The 17,494-nt window shown below is 58.2% G+C and carries 18 protein-coding genes; 8 read left to right on the top strand and 10 right to left on the bottom strand.

Annotated features, from left to right (window positions below; translation table 11 throughout):
- The first annotated feature begins 9 nt into the window (after nt 1–9).
- Entirely contained in the window at nt 10–879 is an 870-nt protein-coding gene (locus tag L6D74_RS24285) for a TauD/TfdA dioxygenase family protein (protein ID WP_039771066.1), read from the top strand.
- A gap of 43 nt (nt 880–922) precedes the next feature.
- Here L6D74_RS24285 and L6D74_RS24280 read toward each other — a convergent pair whose 3' ends face one another.
- From L6D74_RS24280 to L6D74_RS24260, 5 genes are all read right to left on the bottom strand, one after another.
- Entirely contained in the window at nt 923–1,612 is a 690-nt protein-coding gene (locus L6D74_RS24280; RefSeq protein ID WP_236190770.1) for a hypothetical protein, read from the bottom strand.
- Nucleotides 1,581–2,621: a GSCFA domain-containing protein gene (locus L6D74_RS24275; RefSeq protein ID WP_236190768.1), complete on the bottom strand. Its 1,041-nt coding sequence runs from the start codon at nt 2,619–2,621 to the stop codon at nt 1,581–1,583. The genes L6D74_RS24280 and L6D74_RS24275 overlap by 32 nt, the downstream gene beginning before the upstream one ends.
- A 37-nt stretch (nt 2,622–2,658) precedes the next feature.
- Nucleotides 2,659–3,174, bottom strand: a complete 516-nt coding sequence (locus L6D74_RS24270) for a GNAT family N-acetyltransferase (RefSeq protein ID WP_039771072.1) — start codon at nt 3,172–3,174, stop codon at nt 2,659–2,661.
- 166 nt (nt 3,175–3,340) lie between these two features.
- Entirely contained in the window at nt 3,341–3,754 is a 414-nt protein-coding gene (locus L6D74_RS24265; protein WP_236190766.1) for a cupin domain-containing protein, read from the bottom strand.
- A gap of 30 nt (nt 3,755–3,784) precedes the next feature.
- Nucleotides 3,785–4,540, bottom strand: a complete 756-nt coding sequence (locus L6D74_RS24260) for an SDR family oxidoreductase (protein ID WP_085649148.1) — start codon at nt 4,538–4,540, stop codon at nt 3,785–3,787.
- A 251-nt stretch (nt 4,541–4,791) separates the two neighbouring features.
- Here L6D74_RS24260 and L6D74_RS24255 point away from each other — a divergent pair, with 251 nt between their 5' ends.
- Nucleotides 4,792–6,360, top strand: coding sequence for a winged helix-turn-helix domain-containing tetratricopeptide repeat protein (locus L6D74_RS24255; RefSeq protein WP_236190764.1), 1,569 nt, complete (start codon nt 4,792–4,794; stop codon nt 6,358–6,360).
- Nucleotides 6,361–6,376: 16 nt separating this feature from the next.
- Here L6D74_RS24255 and L6D74_RS24250 read toward each other — a convergent pair whose 3' ends face one another.
- From L6D74_RS24250 to L6D74_RS24235, 4 genes are all read right to left on the bottom strand, one after another.
- Nucleotides 6,377–6,853, bottom strand: coding sequence for a phage infection protein (locus tag L6D74_RS24250; RefSeq protein ID WP_236190762.1), 477 nt, complete (start codon nt 6,851–6,853; stop codon nt 6,377–6,379).
- 82 nt (nt 6,854–6,935) lie between these two features.
- Nucleotides 6,936–7,190 (bottom strand): hypothetical protein, encoded by a 255-nt coding sequence (locus tag L6D74_RS24245; RefSeq protein ID WP_039771078.1) that lies wholly within the window; start codon nt 7,188–7,190, stop codon nt 6,936–6,938.
- Between the two features lie 225 nt (nt 7,191–7,415).
- On the bottom strand, nt 7,416–8,054 hold the full coding sequence (locus tag L6D74_RS24240; protein ID WP_074690961.1) for a response regulator transcription factor: 639 nt from the start codon (nt 8,052–8,054) through the stop codon (nt 7,416–7,418).
- A 153-nt stretch (nt 8,055–8,207) separates the two neighbouring features.
- A complete protein-coding gene (locus L6D74_RS24235; RefSeq protein WP_236190761.1) occupies nt 8,208–10,175 on the bottom strand; it encodes an alkyl/aryl-sulfatase in 1,968 nt (655 codons plus the stop codon).
- A 105-nt stretch (nt 10,176–10,280) separates the two neighbouring features.
- Between L6D74_RS24235 and L6D74_RS24230 the strand changes: the two genes are divergently transcribed.
- The 6 genes from L6D74_RS24230 (at nt 10,281) to L6D74_RS24205 (ending at nt 14,996) form a co-directional block, all read left to right on the top strand.
- Nucleotides 10,281–11,204, top strand: a complete 924-nt coding sequence (locus tag L6D74_RS24230; RefSeq protein ID WP_236190760.1) for a LysR family transcriptional regulator — start codon at nt 10,281–10,283, stop codon at nt 11,202–11,204.
- Between the two features lie 279 nt (nt 11,205–11,483).
- Nucleotides 11,484–12,644, top strand: coding sequence for an N-methyl-L-tryptophan oxidase (gene solA, locus L6D74_RS24225; protein ID WP_236190759.1), 1,161 nt, complete (start codon nt 11,484–11,486; stop codon nt 12,642–12,644).
- A gap of 86 nt (nt 12,645–12,730) precedes the next feature.
- Nucleotides 12,731–13,564: a suppressor of fused domain protein gene (locus L6D74_RS24220; RefSeq protein WP_236190758.1), complete on the top strand. Its 834-nt coding sequence runs from the start codon at nt 12,731–12,733 to the stop codon at nt 13,562–13,564.
- Complete coding sequence (locus L6D74_RS24215; RefSeq protein ID WP_236190757.1) at nt 13,548–14,015, top strand: DUF6228 family protein; 468 nt, start codon at nt 13,548–13,550, stop codon at nt 14,013–14,015. The genes L6D74_RS24220 and L6D74_RS24215 overlap by 17 nt, the downstream gene beginning before the upstream one ends.
- A 33-nt stretch (nt 14,016–14,048) precedes the next feature.
- Complete coding sequence (locus L6D74_RS24210) at nt 14,049–14,456, top strand: hypothetical protein (RefSeq protein WP_236190756.1); 408 nt, start codon at nt 14,049–14,051, stop codon at nt 14,454–14,456.
- 15 nt (nt 14,457–14,471) lie between these two features.
- A complete protein-coding gene (locus L6D74_RS24205) occupies nt 14,472–14,996 on the top strand; it encodes a hypothetical protein (RefSeq protein ID WP_236190755.1) in 525 nt (174 codons plus the stop codon).
- Nucleotides 14,997–15,439: 443 nt separating this feature from the next.
- Here L6D74_RS24205 and L6D74_RS24200 read toward each other — a convergent pair whose 3' ends face one another.
- A complete protein-coding gene (locus L6D74_RS24200) occupies nt 15,440–17,470 on the bottom strand; it encodes a hypothetical protein (RefSeq protein WP_236190753.1) in 2,031 nt (676 codons plus the stop codon).
- Nucleotides 17,471–17,494 lie beyond the last annotated feature (24 nt).

Below are 17,494 nucleotides of genomic sequence, written 5' to 3'. Positions count from 1 at the left end.
TGAGAGAACATGGACCAGTTGGCACTCAAGGCAATCGAGCGCATCGCCGCCGAACGGCGTGCGCCGTATCAGCACATCACGGTCGAGCGGATCACGCCGATCATTGGAGCCGAGATCGGCGGCGTCGATCTTTCGCAGCCGCTGAGCGACGAGCAGCTCGCGGAAATCCGCCGGGCCTTTCTGGAGAATCACGTGGTGGTGTTCCGCGATCAGCACCTGACGGTGGACGAACACAAGGCGTTTGGCCGGCTGTTCGGTGAGCTGCGGGCGCTGCCGGTGGAGGACATCGACGGCGATGACCCGGAGCTGGTGGTGATCCGCGCCAATGCGCAATCGCGCTACGTGGCCGGCGAAACCTGGCACACCGACGGCACCGCCGATCTGGCGCCTTCCATGGGCTCGATGCTGTACGTCAAGGAAACCCCGGCCATCGGCACCGGCGGCGACACGCTGTTCGCCAACATGCACCTGGCGCTGGAAATGCTGTCGCCGACGATGCAGCAGTTTCTCGGCGAATTGACCGCGATCCATGACGGTGCGATTCCGTGGAAGGGCTATGAGGCGCCGGCCAACCTGCCGAAAACCGAGCACCCGGTGGTGGTTCGCCACCCGGAAACCGGGCGTAAAACACTGTTCGTCAATTCCGGGTTCACCTCGCACATCGTCCAGTTGTCCGGCGGTGAAAGTCAGGTGCTGTTGAACATGCTGTTCGATCTGGTGGCCCGTGAGCCGGTCCTCAGCTGCCGCGTGCGTTGGGCGCCGAACAGTCTGGTGTTCTGGGACAACCGCTGCACCCAGCACCATGCGGTCTGGGATTATTTCCCGCACTCGCGGTATGGCGAGCGGGTGACGATTCTGGGGACGCAGCCCAAGGCTTGAGTCTAAAAAAACGGTGGGAGCGGGGGCCGTTCCCACCGCTCATTTACAGACCTTGTTTGAGCAGCTGCTCGACGATCAACTCGCCAAACGCCAGATTCCCGTGCAACGGGTCATCCACTTCGCAGTACGCCGGAAGCTGAAAACCCTGATCATCGTTCGCCGCCGCGCGCACGTCGATCAGCTCGATGCCGAGCCCTTGCAGGCGCTCGATCAGCAGCGCCTGCGCTGCCATGAACACCCGCGGATCGGACAACTCTGGCACCCGTTGCGGCGGCAGCACGGCGAACACCTTGAGCTTCATCGCCCGTGCTTGCTCATAGAACGCCAGCGCAGGCCGGGACAAGGTGTCGACGATGGATTCGAACAGGGGACCTGCGAGAAAACCTTCGTCGAATTCTCCGTCCGGTGTCTGGTAGCACGTCCAGTTCGGCGCGGTGGCGAGGTAGTGCAGGCTCAGGCCAATGGTACTCACCAGCGGCACGCCGACCTTCGCCAGTTGCGGCACCTCGAACGGCTCAAGTGCCTGGCGATACAGGCGCTCCATCTCGGCCTCCCGAAACAGCACGTCATGGCGGGTCAGGCTGAAAAAGTCGACCGCGAAATCCCGGCCGGTGCCCAGCGGGCCGCCGCTGAACGGCAACTCGCGGGCCTGCGCGGCTTTGCCGATGACCCCGGCATGGGAGTCGCCCAGCAGCAGAAACCTAGGCGTAGTAATCGAGCACGGCGTCTTCACAGACAAGCTCCTCGCTGGACACGCAGGTGGAGGGAATGCTGGCCGGCGTTTGCAGCGGTTGAACGGCGTCGAGCCCGGCGAAAAACTGCTGCATGACGAACGCCACGCCTTCGGGCGTGACCTCGCGCTGGTTGGGCTGGTAGAACGCGCCCTTGAACGGTGTGCCGGTGATGATTTCGTAAGAGGGGAAATAGTCGACGTCGTGCAGGTCTTCACACAGCTGCCCGGCGACGGCGCGCAGGACCGATTTGGAATAGGTGGTGGCGCTCAGCACATGCTCGCCCGTGGCGGTCGCCGTCAGGGGCACCGGTGACACGGTGAGCAGCAGGCGCAGTTGCGGGTTGATCGAACGCATCAACTCCAGCGCCCGGACCATGTCGCCATAGGTGTCCATGAAGCCGAAATTGCAGAAACGGTGACGCAGCGGATCGAAAGTGCCACGCACGGTGCCGGGACACACGGGATACACCAGACCGGTCTGGCGGTTTTGCCAGGCTTCGGTCAGGCCGAGGGTGAACACGAACACTTTGGCCCGGCGCAGGGCGCTGCGGATGGCGTCGAGGGTGGCTTCGCGCGAGGCGAACAGCGCGTCCTCGCTGGCAAAGCCGTCGGGTTCCACGGCGGGGCGGAACGGGTCGAAGAATCGCCCGTCATGGGCCCAGGTTTCGTCGGGTGGCAGGCTCACGCCCAGCGCCCATTCCAGCCATTGGCACAGCATCGCCGGGGTGTACAGATTGCCGGTGCGGAACGAGAACACCCCATAGTTGTGGGCCTTCCAGTCAGCTTCGGGCAATTCGGCCGGGGCCGGTTCCGCTTCCAGCCAGTTCATGCCGCGTTCGTTCAGCGCCCGGCCGATGTGCTGGGCGAAACACGAGCCGGCGGTGACGATGGCGTCCTTGTTGCCGATCTCGAACTGCGGCGTCCACAGTTGATCGATGTTCAGCGCGGGCTTGTCAGCCACGGCGGTGCGCCAGAAAGCGCGGGGTGGCAGGCATTGATAAGGATTCACGACGAGGGCCTCCTTGGCGGTCGCTGATAAAACGGGGTCAACTGATTTGATAGCGGTAGATCAGGTCGTCAAACCACCGATCTCCAATCTGATAGGCCTGCGGCACGCGGCGCTCGAATACAAAACCGCATTTCTCCAACACCTTGCAGGAGGCGATATTACCGTCGGTCACGGTCGACTCCAATGAGTCCAGGCCGATGGCGGCGGCATAGTCGATGATCGCCTGCCGCGACTCGGTGCCAAAGCCTTTGCCCTGATGCTCGGGTAACAGCAGGCAACCCACCTCGGCATGCCCCGGCGACAGGATGCGAAAACCGGTCACGCCCAGTTCCTGCCCGCTGGCCCTGTCGGTCACCACCAGACACAACCAGTGATCCGACTGCGGCCCCCAGGCCGGAAGCCGATGCTCGAAGCCTTTGCGTACCTGTTCTTCGGCAATTTCACCGAACACGTACTGCATGGTTTGCGGCTCGGAATGCAGCCTGAGGAACAGCGGCCAGTCGGATTCGACCATCGTGCGCAGGTCGAGGCGTTGCGTGGCGAGTTCGAGCATCCGCTGCTCCTTGCAAGGGCGGAAAGGGAAGACGGTTTTTTACTGGGTGTGGGGCGAAAGATCAATGCTTTGATCGGGCATGGTTTGCAACGCCGACCTTGAACGCGCCCCTTAGCGGTGCTCTCCGGCAGCCGCGCTGCCGGAGGTGGATCGGCGAATGGATCGACTACGGCTTGACCGGTTTGACCAGGTCGGTCTCGCTGCTGTCGAGCACGAACACTGCCAGCAGACGTGACGGTTCGGTGGTGCTGGCATTGGCGCTCACCGCGTGGAAGTCGCCCGGTTGTTCGACGAAGTTTTCCCCAGCCTTGTAGACCTTCTCCGGCCCGTCGCCGACCTTACTGCGTACGGCGCCCTCAAGCACCGTGGCGTAGATGAACGCGGACTTCGGATGAAAGTGCGCCGGCGAAGAACCACCGGGTGCGTATTCCACCAGCACGCCCTTCATGGATTTACCCGGAACGTTCGGCAGGGCGCGGTCGAACACCACGGTGACCTTGCCTGCCTGCGGCTCGACGGCCGAGACGGATGAGATTGAAAGGGCCGCAAACGTGGCGGCCAGCAGGATTCGGCTGAACATGGCGAGACTCCTTCTAAGCGGATGGGGGGGTTAGCGCTGGATCGATTGCGCCAGCCAGTCTTCAAAGCGCGTCGAGCCCAGGCGCGGGTTGCTGCTACCGGGGGTGAGCGACTGGTCGTCGAGCACGTCGCCGAAGTAGCGGGCGTGGACGTCCGGGATCACTTTGCGGGTGTCGTGGGTGGCGCGGAAAAAACGCCGGACCAACTCGTCGAGCGGCATGGCTTCGGGGCCGGCAATTTCCTGTGTGCCGTTGATCGGCGCTGCCAGTGCCACATCCGTCAGCGCAGCAGCGACGTCGTCAGAAGCCATGGGCTGGATCAGCGCCGGCGACAGGCGCACTTCCTCGCCGACGGTGGCGGACTGGGCAATGCCGCCGACAAATTCGAAGAACTGCGTGGCCCGTAACAGGCTGTACGGAATGCCGGACGCCTTGATCAGATTCTCCTGCGCGACCTTGGCGCGGAAGTAACCGTTGGCGGGCAGGCGCTCACTGCCGACAATCGACAGCGCCACGTGATGGCGAACTCCGGCGGCGGCTTCGGCGGCAAGCAGGTTGCGGGTGGAGGTCTCGAAGAAGTCGAGTACGGCCTGGTCTTCCCACGACGGCGCGTTGGACACGTCGACCACCACCTGGGCACCGTCCATTGCTTCGGCCAGGCCTTCGCGGGTGATGCTGTTGACGCCGGTGTTGGGGGAGGCGGCGCGGGCATCGTGGCCGCGTTCGCGCAGATTGTTCACAAGTTTCGATCCGATGAGGCCGGTGCCTCCGATAACGACTATCTTCATGACATCTCTCCACTTGCCGACCGCAACCGTTGCTGTCGATGTGGGTTGAGCATGCTTGCGGCGCTCGGGCAAATCCTTGTGGTGACCTTGGATTTGCCTTGGTTTTTTGTCCAGACAGGCCAATCCGTCGGCAGATGCGTAGACCAATGCCCAGACCGGTGCGACGGCCCAGGGTCTGCCGTATCATTGGGCGCACGACAATCGCCCGCTCGGACACGGAGTCGGGGGCGCCAGACCAGAGAACAGCCACCGTGCAATTTGTGTTTGAAGACTACCTGCTCGACCAGCAGCGCCGGGAACTGACCTGGCGCGGGGAGGTTGTGACTGTCGGGCCGCAGGTCTTCGACTTGTTGCTGCTACTGGTCGGCAACCGCGAACGGGTGGTGAGCAAGGACGAATTGTTGAGCGCCGTGTGGAGTGGCCGGATCGTTTCCGAGTCGACCATCACCAGCCACATCAACGCCGTGCGCAAGGCCATCGGCGACACCGGTGAGCAGCAGCGCCTGGTGCGTACGGTGCCGCGCAAGGGCTATCGCTTCGTCGGCGAAATCACCTTGAGCGACAGCCCCGTCAATGCGCCCGAAGCGCCTGCGATACCCGAATTGGCCACGACACTTGTCCTGCCGGAAAAGCCGTCGATCACCGTCCTGCCGTTCCAGAATCTCAGCGGCGACCCCGCGCAGGACTACTTCGCCGACGGCATCGTCGAAGACATCATCACCGCGCTGTCGCGCCTGCGTTGGCTGTTCGTCATCGCCCGCAACTCCAGTTTCACCTACAAGGGCAGGGCGGTCGACGCGCGGGGCGTCGGGCTGGAACTGGGCGTGCGTTACGTGCTGGAAGGCAGCGTGCGCAAGTGCGGCAACAAGATCCGCATCACCGGCCAGTTGATTGATGCGTGCAGCGGCACGCATCTGTGGGCCGAGCGCTTCGAAGGCCTGCTCGACGATATTTTCGAACTCCAGGATCAAGTGGCCGAGAGCGTTGTGGGCGCCATTGCGCCGCAGCTTGAACGAGCGGAAATCGAGCGGGCCAAGCGCAAGCCCACCGACAGCCTCGATGCCTACGATTACTACCTGCGCGGGACGGCCAAGTTGCACATCGGCACCCGTGAGGCGATCGAGCAATCGCTGGCGCTGTTCTACCGGGCAATCGAACTGGATCCGGAATTTGCCTCGGCATACGGCATGGCCGCGTGGTGCCACTTCTGGCGCAAGCTCAACGGCTGGATGACCGACCGGCCTCGGGAAATCGCCGAAGGTGCGCGGCTGGCGCGCATGGGCGTGGAGCTGGGGCGTGACGACGCGGTGGCGCTGACCCGTTGCGGTCATGCCCTGGCCCATCTGACCGGGGATGTCGACTGCGGCATCGCCCTGCTTGATCGAGCTCGATTGCTCAACCCCAATCTGGCGCCGGCCTGGTATCTGGGTGGCATCCTGCGCGCCTTGGGTGGCGAAACCGAAGCCGCCATTGCCAACCTTGAACATGCCGTGCGACTGAGCCCGCTGGATCCGGAAATGTTCCGCATGCAGGTCGGGATGGCGCTGGCGCACTTCTTCGCCGGTCGCTTCGAATGTTCGGTTTCCTGGGCCGAGAAAGCGCAGGGAAATCTGCCCAGTCTGCTGGTAGCGGCGGCCCTGATCGCCGCCAGCCACGCGCTCAATGGACGAGCCGACAAAGCCGGGCAGGCCATGGAACGGGTGCGCCGGCTGGACCCGACATTGCGGGTGTCCAGCCTGAGCGCGTGGTTGCCCATTCAACGACCTGAAGACGTTGCCCGGTTTGCCGAAGGTTTGCGGTTGGCGGGGTTGCCGGAGTAAGGGCTCAGCCGGCCAATCAATCCATCGAAAAATGCATTTGCATGTTCATCGCGGCATCGTACTGATTGCTGGCTACCCGGCGTTCGATCAGGCGATCTGAGCCGCCTTCGGCCACGCGGCGTTCGATCAGGCGATCAGAGCCGCCTTCGGCCACGCGGCGTTCGAGCAGGCGATCTGAGCCGCCTTCGGCAACACGGCGTTCGATCAGGCGATCGGATCCGCCTTCGGCAACGCGACGCTCCATCAAACGATCGGATCCGCCTTCGGCTACACGACGCTCCATCAGCCGATCCGAACCCCCTTCGGCAATCTGGGTCGGCGCCTTTCTGGCCCGGTGCTGTTGCACTGATGAAGTTTCTGAATCCGGAGCACTGGTTTCCTGCCTGTTCGCCACCGGCATATCGGGCAGGCAACTTGCGCCGAATGCATGAGTGGCAACTATCCAGGTGGCTGAAACAATGGCGACGGGTAATACCAATCCAATAGTTTTCATCATGATCATCCTGAGTCGTAGTGGGATTTCGTTAATGAACTTCCGGTTGCAACCAGACAGGTCTGAACTCAATCGAATACTTCTAGTGGGAAACTCCATGTTCCTGTGCTGCCAGGCGAATACGGTTGTACGCAATCAAGCGCATGACGTAGCCCAGCTTGATCGCGGTCGGCCCGAGGATCGTCATCCCGTGCGCGCCGACCAGCGTGGGCAAGTTCAAGTGAGCGTCAAACACATAAGCCAGGAAAATCCCCACCATCAACATGCCCAGGCCACCGACCAGCAACACGTGGGACAACTTCAGCACGCGGTACGAGTCTTCAAAAAAGTCATACATGTTGATCAGTCATCCCTGAGTCAATGAGTGGATCGACAAGTGTCGGCGCGCGAGGAAACCACGAAGTCAATAACTTTGCCGGCCGTCGCATTTGATGGAGGGATTTTACTGTTGGCGGTAGGGATCAACCATGTTGCATAAGTTTAGTTTTATCCTGCCAGCGTATGGAGAAGTCATACCAACGTATATAAACAACTCTATGCGCGCCGCATAAGGGCGATACATCTAATGGTTAATGCCCAGACTTTCGGCCATTCGAACCAGATCGGCAAACGACTGCGCGCGCATCTTGCGCATGGCCTGGCTGCGGTGAATCTTCACGGTGATCTCGCTCAGGCCGATGGCACTGGCGATCTGCTTGTTTATCAGACCCGAGACGGCCAGCGCCATCACCGCTTGCTCTCTGACCGTGAGTGTCCCATGGCGTGTGCGCAATTCATTTTGGCGGCGTTCGCACTCGCGGCGTGACCTGTCCCGCGTATGCGCGGCGACCACGGCGTCGATCATTGCCTGCTCGCGAAACGGTTTTTCCAGGAAATCGACGGCACCGGCTTTCATGGCGCGAACGGTCATGGCGATGTCGCCGTACCCGGTCATGAAAATGATTGGCAAATGGATGTTGGCGTCGGCGAGCGCCTGCTGAAAGACCAGCCCGCTGGTGCCTTGCAATCGCACATCCAGCACCAGGCAACTGGGCAGGTCAGGTCGCTGGTATTGCATGAAGTCGGCGACCGATCCGAACAGCTCGACGCGCAGGCCGATGGAGCGCAGCAGGCTGCCAAGCGCCTCACGTAGAGGAGCGTCATCATCAATGATGAAAACGATGGATTCGGGGTTTCGCTCGGGTGCAAGTTCTACGTCCATACGCTGGATGGCTTCGCGGCGATCGGGTTGCGCAGGATGCTGAACAATCCAATGGAAAGCTTTGACCGAGCCTCCGGTTTTCATTGGATTTTGCTTGGGTAAGCGTCCAGAGGCCATCGACCGGGAGTTTGATCAATCGATGGCCTCGGTGGGTCAGTTTCCTGCCCGGGCGACTATCGCAAAGTTCCCCGGCGCCTTTTCCAGCAGCCCCAGAAACCTCACGAGATCGACCTTGCTGCCATCCACCTTCAGATCATCGGAAGTGAGCGTTTCCTTCAGCCCGGCGGTGCCGCCCAGCAGCTGGACAAACAGGTCCTTGGTGACGGTCAGCGTTGCGTTGGCGTTCGCCGCCGTCGGGCCTTTTCGGTAGTGCAGCACGGCGTTCTCGATCCACAGCACGAACGATTCGTCGGTATCGGTCAGCACCAGATTGAAGGTCCAGTTCTTGCCATCCGCCGCCGGCCCGTCGAGGCTCGCGGCCATGGCTTCGAGGAAACGTTCGGTGGGCGTCTGCTTCATCAGCTCGATCAGGTCGGAGCGTTTGACACCCTTGGCCGGCGGGCCGTTGCGCAGCTCCATGGCAGCGGTCAGGTAGCTGTTGCGCCAGGTTGCGGATTCCGCCTGATAGCCCATCTGTTCGTACGCGCGGGCCAGCAGTTCCTTGGCGGCCGTGTCGTCGGGTTTGGCCAGCACGGCCTGATCCAGCAGCTCGGCGACCCAGCGGTATTCGCCCTTGTCATAGGCCACGCGCGCGGCCTCGAGCACCTTGGCATTGCCTCCCATCAATTCGACGTAGCGCTTTGCCGATTCCTTTGGCACCAGCGGATTCAAGTGGGCGGGGTTGCCATCGTAGGCGCCCAGGTACAGCTGGTAGATCGCCTTGACGTTGTGGCGCAGGTCGCCGTAATAGCCACGGGTGCCGAAGTACGAGGCCAGCGAATCCGGCAGCTGGATCTTGTCGGCGATCTCGTTGGGGGTGTAACCGGCATTCATCAGGCGCACGGTCTGGTCGTGCAGGTATTTGTAGACGTCGCGGTGTTTGGTGATGAATTCGCGGATCCGCTGGTTGCCCCAGATCGGCCAGTTGTGCTGACCGAAATAGACCTCGGTGTCGCCCAGCTCGTCGAGGGCGATTTGCATGTAGTCGGACCAGCGCAGCGCATCGCGGACCTTGGCGCCACGGATCGGCAGCAGGTTGTGCATGGTCTGCGTCAGCAGCTCCGCACCGCCGTATGCCTTGAGCGCGGGGATCGAAAAGGTCAGCTCGGCCGGGGCTTCCGCGCCGGGCATGTTGTGGAATACGAAGCTGACGCCGTCGAGCACCAGCGGCTGGATCGGCTGGTCGATGATCTGCGTCGGCGGCAGGATGCCCATGCTGCCGTAGGCGACGTTCTTGCCCAGCCCGGTGTCGACGATGCCGGTGGCGCCCGGCGTCAGGTTCTTGCCGAACTGATACATCGAACGCCGCGCCATCGCCGGGCCGGCCAGGATGTTTTCGCTGGTGGCTTCCTCCATGAACCCGGCGGGCGCGACGATGGGAATGTTGCGCTGGGCCACTTCGCTGCTCGAGGTGATGCCCAGTACACCGCCGAAATGGTCGGCATGGTCGTGGGTGAAAATGATCGCGGTGACGGGCTTGTTGCCCAGATGCTCGCGGGCAAAGGCCAGCGCCGCTGCGGCGGATTCCCGGGAGGTCAGCGGGTCGACCACGATCCAGCCGGTCTGCCCGTCGATCAGTGTCATGTTGGCGATGTCGAAACCGCGCAACTGGTAAATCCCGTCGCGAACCTTGAACAGACCGATCTGCGCGTTGAGCATCGCGTGCCGCCACAGGCTCGGGTTGACAGTGGCCGGCGCCTGGCCTTCGACGAAACGGTACGCGTCGAAATCGATCAGGACATTGCCGTCAGCGCCGAGGATCTTGCCGGTGGGGCGGGCGATGAAACCGCGCTGGGCATCTTCCATGTCGCGGTTGTCGCTGAGGTCCAGGCCTTTGATCGACGCCTGGATCAGCGCTGCCGTGGCGGGCGTGGCGTCGCCGGCTGCGATGCTGGGCTTGTTGTCGCAGCCGGCGAGGGACACCAGCGTCAGGGCGAGGATCGTGTAGAGGGTCGGTTTCATTGTTGTTGTTCTCCGAGGGTCGAATGCGCTCCAGCCTAGGGGCAAGGCAGCGATGTATCCAATGCATTGTTTACATCCGGATAATGCGTCGCTAGCATCGCTGGAATGGACCTCAAACGACTGTCACACCTTCTCGCGCTGGCCGATGAACGCCATTTCGGCCGCGCGGCCGAGCGCGTGCACCTCAGCCAGCCGGCCCTGAGCCGCAGCATTCAGGCGCTGGAGAGCGAAACCGGGCAGCGCCTGTTCGATCGCGACACCGGCGACGTCCGCCCGACGCCGGCGGGGGAGTTTCTGATCGAGCGGGCGCGGCGGCTGCTGTTCGATGCCCGGTCGCTGGAGCGGGACATGGCGCTCTACAGCGATCGCCAACTGGGTAGCCTCGCTTTTGGCGTCGGGCCGTTCCCGGCGGCGATGTTGATGCATCAAGTGGTGCCGCGACTGCGCCTGGATCACCCGGCGGTCACCCTGCGCGTGGAAGTGAACAACTGGCAGATTCTCGAAGCGCGGCTGCGCGCTGAAGCGATCGAATTCTTTGTTGCCGACATCCGCAACTTCACGGCGGAATCCGATCTGCTGATCCGTTCGCTGGGCCAGGTCTCGGCAGGCTTTTTCGTACGACCGGAGCACCCGCTGGCCGGACGCCAGGTGTCGATGGGCGAACTGGAAGGCTACGGCATCGCCACAACGCGCCTGCCGGAAGTGGTGAAACTCGAGACCGCCCGAACCCTCGGCATCTCCACCCGCCAGGCATTGCCCATCGTGCTGGAGTGTGATGACGTGGCGTTGCTCAAGACCGTGGCCGGCTCAACCGACACCATCCTCGGCGTCATCCATGGCGCCGTGGCTGAAGATATTCGGGTGGGGCGTTTGATCGAGCTTCATGTTGTCGACAGGCCGGGATTTCATTCTGAAATTGGGGTGGTGAGCTTGCAGGGCAGAAGCCTGTCGCCGACGGCTTTGTGTGTGATTGAGGCCGTCGTTGCCGAGATGCAATCCGTTCACATCGAACAATCCCCACGTCTTTAAAGACGCGTCCCACAGCCACGATTTTCCTGCTTCGTTAACGTCGTGCAGCCCTTTGCGAGGGCTGTCGATGCATGAACGAAAGGACAATCAGTGGCTGGTCAAAAGGACATTCCCCGGGTTCCCAACCTCAAATTTCGCTTGATTACAGTTAGTACCGACAGACAGCCTGACTGAACTAGCCCGGCTCCCGCATTTTTGCCTGGGCGCGGCGTTCAACGGATTGTTTTCCATCGCCTGATCCGCTTCACTGTGGCTCTTTTGTCTGAGCGGAAATCAATCATGGAACGATGCGAAGCACTGGTCATCGGCCTCGGCGCCATGGGCGCGGCCACGGTGTATCAACTGGCGAAGGCCGGGGTCAACGTGGTCGGCATCGACCGCCACCATCCGCCGCATGCGTTCGGCTCCAGCCATGGCGACACCCGCATTACCCGGCTGTCGGTGGGCGAGGGCGCGCAATACGTGCCCATCGTGCGCAACTCCCATCGCATCTGGCGCGAACTGGAAGCGCTGTCGGGCGAGTCGCTGTTCGAACAGACCGGCCTGCTGGTGCTGACCTCCAGCCCCGACTTCGATCCCGCCGACGAAACCGACTTCACCCTGCGCACCATCGCCCTGGCACAGGCCTACGGCATCGAACACGAAGTCCTCGACGCTGCCCAGATCCGCCAGCGCTTTCCGCAGTTTGCCCAGGTGCGCGACGACGCCATTGGCTACTTTGAACCCGAAGGTGGTTTCGTAAGGCCCGAACGCTGCATCGACGTGCAACTCAGACTGGCCGAACAACACGGCGCCACCCTGTACAAGGGCGAGACCGTGACCCACATCAGCTCGGACGAACAGGGCGTCACCGTCACCACCGACCAGCGCACCGTGCGAGCGAACAAACTGGTGGTCACCGCCGGCAACTGGGCGGGCGGCTTGCTCGGCGCGCCGTTCGACAGACTGCTCAGCGTGTATCGGCAAAAACTGTTCTGGTTCGAAACCGAGCCTGACGCAGGACTGGTCGGCCACTCACCCACGTTCATCTTCACTCACGGCCCGGACGACGACTTCTACGGCTTTCCCGCATTGCCGGGGGAGGGCAGTTTGAAGGTGGCGACGGCGCAGTATCACAGCGCATCCACGCCCGAGACTCTGGATCGCACAGTCTCGGCCGAGGAAGAACGCGAGATGCACGAGCAGCAGGTGAAGGGGCGCATTGCCGGGCTGACGGATCGGGTGGTGAAGTCAGCGGTTTGCGCCTACACCGTTACGCCGGATCGGCATTTCATCATTGATGAGCATCCACGGTTGCAACACACGTTGGTGGTTTCGGCGTGCTCCGGGCACGGGTTCAAACACTCGGCGGCGCTGGGGGAGGCGTTTGCGCAGTGGTGTTTGCGGGGGGAGAGTGAGCTGGATCTTTCGTTGTTTTCGGTGGGGCGGTTTGAGGCATAGTGCCAACATTCAAAAACAGATCCATTTCACGAAAACACATTCGCCCCTTTCATGGAGAGCGAACCGAAACCCCGCAAGGAACGCACATGAATTTATTCAAGAAGCTTCTCGTTTCATTGAAACGTTCTAAAACCGAAGACGTCGAGCCAACACCACAACCCCTTGAAGTCCATGAGCCGGATATCTACGACAGCATGACCGAGGCTGAAGCGGCAAATCTGGCTGCCCGAGAGGCCAGCGCAGCGTGCCTGGATCGTCATTGGGCATCAGTCGGCACAATCGAGCGCGATGTCCTTGCCTACATGATCAGTCCGAGCTTTTCGGGTGGTCCTTACTGGCCCTCGACCCGTCAGGCCTACCGGGTGGTTCGCCGTGACGACACAATCATCATCGCCACGGAAGGTCTGTCAGACCCATTCGATGACGCGGAAGAAATGGGTAATGGTTTCGAGATGGAGTTGTTCGTAGAAACCGCCGATATACCCGAACACGCCCGTGGCCCGGTGGGTGATGTCGATCCTTTCCAGCGCAGTTGGGCATTCGAGCTGGTGGAGCACGTTGCCAAAACGGTTGCGGACGCTGGAGGCTACACTCGCGGACTCGACAAATACGGTGCGATGTCCATTGAAATTCCCGGGTTCAGCCTCTCGAACCACATGTGTGATCAATTCCCCAAACACTTCGTGACCGAAGATGACTCGACCGGCGTTCTGCTGGGCGCCCCGGAACCGGATTTCCCTACCCGACTGGATGACATGCCGTTATCCCCTGTGAGAATGGTCCCGGTGGTACTGATCACCGCGGCGGAGCTCGAGTACATACGTGCTGGCGGGCGAGCAGCGCGCGATGACCTGGTGGTCCGATTGAAGGCTGCGGGTGTCGGGCATGTGAGCAGTTTGCAACGTGAAAGCGTTGTTTGACGCCGCAGTGTTCTCAGTCAGTAGTAACGAGCATTTCATTCAGGATGACGGTGCAGCAATGCAAGCAGAATTAAAGCAACAAGATGGGCTGACCCTGACCATCATGCCGTGCCCAAGTGGCCGGGCTGACTGTATCCGGGTTCGACTCACGGGTACTGACCTGCATGCAGAAATCACGTCGGAAAGTATCTCTTCTTCGGATAACCGGCATCGATTGGACGCGTTCTTCACCTCTATAGCGCCGAGTGAAGACGATTCGCAAGACTGGCGTTCCGAAACCGAAGATCTGGCTTTCTCTGCCAGCCTGGATCCGTCCTTCCCGGGATTCGTTTTTCTGCGTGTCTACTTGGGCTCTACTTCAGATGACGACTGCGATTGGCAGATAAATGGTTCGTTGCTGGTCACGCCTGCCCAAATCGAGATGTTCGCCAAAGACTTGTCCGCCTTTTAATGACGAGGGCAACCTCAAAGGTTTGAGCCGCAAATGAGCAAATTGGGTTGCAGATGTGGGCACGTGATTGTCGATCAGACTGACAGCTTGCCCTACAAGGCGAGTCTGCTTCGCGACGAAGTAGAAGATGCATTCTGGGAAGAGGTAAACCACGAACTCAAGCCTCTGATGAGTGCTGCCGAGTCGGGAGACAAGGCTGTGATCGACGAGGCTTTCGGTGAGTTTGCACCTTGGGTCAACGCGACCGACGAGTTGGTAAGCCGATTATCGAACCTCCACATCCACCGGACGTTAGATGTTTATGAATGCACGAATTGTGGGCGTCTTTGGATGCAAAAGGGTGCGGGTAATCAGTTCGTTTCATATGTTCCGGAAGAGGGTGGATATCAGGCGATCTTGTCGGCGACGTCAGGCGATTCCGAGAGCCTGGGTTGCGAATAAATAGGGAACTGCCCAGTGTCTAACCGCTATGCCGCCTCCCGAAAGAGGATGGCGAATGACTTGAGAAATGCGCAGCTGCTGCAGGGGCAGCGACTTGCTGAGTTATTGCATGACCAATATTACTTCAACGAGGAAAAGTGCCTGTCTGACGTAGGGCCGTTGCTCTGGCGGTGTGACGAACATCAGAAAGTTGCGATGTACCTGCTGAGCGATGGGGAAAGTGTTGGAGCTGATGAGTCCTATCTGGAACTTCCCACACCCTTCGCACTTGATGCTGCCAGCGTTTGCTCGTGGCGTAGGGAAAATCTGCTTCGCAACAGGTCGGCTCTATTTCTCGAAGGAAAAATCATCACAGCGGTTCAAGGCGTTGTCGACGAAGAGGAGGGCGGAGAGGTTTGGCTTGTCGGCTTTCAAGTTGCCTTCGAGACTGGCGACTACCTGATCTACCTGAATCAAGGTGACGATGCAGTCGTTCTGATTAACGAATGGCCCAAGAGGTTGGAGGGTTTCGAAACTTGCTTGGTGACCTCGCTGGAGTGAGTATTTTTGTTCAATAGCAGCCTGGGCGAGAATAGATGCGTCCCCATTTTTTTACTCCATTTTTTCTGTCAAAAATTTTTATGAAATACCTTTGTCTGGCTTTTTTGCAATACTTTGTTTAAGGTTATTCATTAGTGTTATTTAGTTTACGCATACATTGGTGGAGTTTGAGGTTTTCGCTTGGGGATACCCGTTTTCACCTTTGAATGTGTTTCCCAAAACTAAGCATGCTTCCCCATTTTGAACACACTGTTCAACTTTACTGTCAGCGTTTGGACCAGTCTGAACAATACAGCATATCTGGCTGTCGCTACATTTGTTAGTTGCTCCGCCTCCTATTAATGCCCGGATCCATTCGCAACCCGTCAGGCTAAAGGATGAAACTAAAATTAGCAGCCAGCCAATGGATCTTAATTGCTTGTTCATTTAAATGTGTCTCCTTGCTAAATTATTGGTGGTGGTCTCATAAAGCTCTGTTTTAGTGACTTTGTCCAAGAGTCGGCAATAGTTCTTTTCTCTACTGGAATAATAGACCTGATGTACCAAACTGCTCGCAAGCTTCTAGCATTTGGAACTGAACAGTCTACAGTTTTATACCTTTCTTCTGGCTCGCTACTGTTTTGGTCTGTACATACAAATAGTCCAAGGCGTGACGCATTAGAGGCGGCCGCTCCGGCCTTTTCAATATTCGTCGGTTCACTTAAGAAATCCATATAGGATTTTTCAAATGCAATCAGAAGGTCTTGATCAAGCATGAATTGCGCTTTAGATCTCAAAGATAATAATGGTATTCCGGAAGGGCGAACAGCCCCTTTCATTGTTGAAATCCATTTTTTGTAGAAGATTTTTTCATCGGGCAAACTATCTATAGTTGTTTCATTCAACGCTGAAGGCACAGAGGCTTCGGTTGACTCTCCGTAAGCTTGAGCTCTTTGGTGGGTAGTGCTTAGGGCAGTAAGTAGCGACAAGCGTAAATTGGTGTTTGAAGATAAGTAAGAGCCAGTGGGGTTGGCCAATGTTTCATTCCAGGAATTGATAATTTTTTCTGCTGCCATCTTTCGCTGGATTGTTAGTTTTTGAAGTGCCTCACCACTCGCCGAGCGCATCATGAAGTTTAGATTGAGCATTTCAATGTAGCCAGGAATTACAACTGAGTAAGTTTCGGAAATTTTTTTTCCGAAATTTAACTGCTCTGAAAGTGCCTCGTTTTTTTGAGTGCTGGAAGAATCTGATTTTTTTTGGTTGTAAAGTTTGCTTATCTCGCGTAGCTCCTCGATTTTTATCAATGGGTAGTTGGTTTCATAAATGTCCGGGGTTATTGGGCTGTCACTTGCTCGAATGTCTTTGATACGTTCAAAATCAATGTCTCCAATAGGATTTACTAGATATGCATCCAAATAATGTCCTGCAAGCGGCAACAGTGGCACTCGGTCATTGATAGGTTTGCTAAGCTCGCGCTGGATGATGTGAGCGCAAATGTTGGCGGCTTGGAAATGGGCAATATCATCTTGCCGTACCTGCCAAACAATCATTGCGAGCGCGATTTCCAAAGAAGAGTCGTTGACGAACTTCTGCGGTTTATCCTCTATTGTCTCATGGGTTTTATTAGATAAAAGCAGTGAAGCTACTTTGAGCTGAGTTGAACTCAAACCTTCGGTAGTTCTGTATGAGGCCGGATTGAAGAATACGTCACGAAGCACAGTTGAAACATCACGCATGCGTAAGTATTCCTGGTTTTTTGGATCGATAATTGCGAGCTTTCCTGCAATATATGCAGAGCGCTGAAAAGAAAGATTCTTAAATTCAGCACTGTAATCGGTCAGTAGACTCTTTTCTATTTCTGGGATCCTGTATTTTAACTGGGGAATAAAAAAAGGTGCCGCAATTATTATCGTAAGTGCAACTCCTGAAACAAAAAAACGCCATCTGGCTTGATATAGTCGCGATTTCATTGGGCCATTCTTTGTTGCAATGTATTTTGCCAACCAGATTATAAACGCTGCGACGGATACTAAGTATACTACTCCTCTAAAAAGAGAATTGAGCTGATCGTTTTGTTTGGATCCTACAATGTCAAGTGATTCAATTGATCGAGAAAGTCCTTCTATTCCCAGGTTTACATTGTTGCGAAGAACTGAATCAAGTTGAGAAACGCTATCTTGGGCGATTTCCGAAATTATCTGAATTTTATCTTCTAGAGTTTTACCTAAAGCGACTCGCTCAATCCCAGCTTTTTCTGATGCATAGTCTATTATGTTTTTTCCTTTTTGCTCGAAGGCATCAAGTGTCGGGCCAAAAGCAAACTCATTCACCCCTTTCATTATATCGCCTAGAGGAGCGACTCCCATCGGGCCGCGCCCACAGGCAACAAGACAATTGTTTTTTCCCAATAGTGAATTTCCAATAAGTGCGAAGACTTGGTCGGCACTAAAAATAAACAGTGCGGCAGCGAAGTAGATCGAAGCTCTCCTCATGTGATTCGGCCTCGGTAGTGTAGG

The organism is Pseudomonas pharyngis (assembly GCF_021602345.1).
In the GTDB taxonomy this organism is placed as follows: Bacteria; Pseudomonadota; Gammaproteobacteria; order Pseudomonadales; family Pseudomonadaceae; genus Aquipseudomonas; species Aquipseudomonas pharyngis.
Note: the sequence above shows the minus strand (reverse complement) of the source record. Positions and strands in the feature narration are given on the sequence as shown.

What these genes read in the sequence shown, in the direction of transcription:
- L6D74_RS24285 (WP_039771066.1), top strand. Translation starts at nt 10, where the DNA reads ATGGACCAGTTGGCACTCAAGGCAATCGAGCGCATCGCCGCCGAACGG.
- L6D74_RS24270 (WP_039771072.1), bottom strand. Translation starts at nt 3,174, where the DNA reads ATGCTCGAACTCGCCACGCAACGCCTCGACCTGCGCACGATGGTCGAA.
- L6D74_RS24265 (WP_236190766.1), bottom strand. Translation starts at nt 3,754, where the DNA reads ATGTTCAGCCGAATCCTGCTGGCCGCCACGTTTGCGGCCCTTTCAATC.
- L6D74_RS24260 (WP_085649148.1), bottom strand. Translation starts at nt 4,540, where the DNA reads ATGAAGATAGTCGTTATCGGAGGCACCGGCCTCATCGGATCGAAACTT.
- L6D74_RS24250 (WP_236190762.1), bottom strand. Translation starts at nt 6,853, where the DNA reads ATGAAAACTATTGGATTGGTATTACCCGTCGCCATTGTTTCAGCCACC.
- L6D74_RS24245 (WP_039771078.1), bottom strand. Translation starts at nt 7,190, where the DNA reads ATGTATGACTTTTTTGAAGACTCGTACCGCGTGCTGAAGTTGTCCCAC.
- L6D74_RS24240 (WP_074690961.1), bottom strand. Translation starts at nt 8,054, where the DNA reads ATGGACGTAGAACTTGCACCCGAGCGAAACCCCGAATCCATCGTTTTC.
- L6D74_RS24235 (WP_236190761.1), bottom strand. Translation starts at nt 10,175, where the DNA reads ATGAAACCGACCCTCTACACGATCCTCGCCCTGACGCTGGTGTCCCTC.
- L6D74_RS24230 (WP_236190760.1), top strand. Translation starts at nt 10,281, where the DNA reads ATGGACCTCAAACGACTGTCACACCTTCTCGCGCTGGCCGATGAACGC.
- solA (WP_236190759.1), top strand. Translation starts at nt 11,484, where the DNA reads ATGGAACGATGCGAAGCACTGGTCATCGGCCTCGGCGCCATGGGCGCG.
- L6D74_RS24220 (WP_236190758.1), top strand. Translation starts at nt 12,731, where the DNA reads ATGAATTTATTCAAGAAGCTTCTCGTTTCATTGAAACGTTCTAAAACC.
- L6D74_RS24210 (WP_236190756.1), top strand. Translation starts at nt 14,049, where the DNA reads ATGAGCAAATTGGGTTGCAGATGTGGGCACGTGATTGTCGATCAGACT.
- L6D74_RS24200 (WP_236190753.1), bottom strand. Translation starts at nt 17,470, where the DNA reads ATGAGGAGAGCTTCGATCTACTTCGCTGCCGCACTGTTTATTTTTAGT.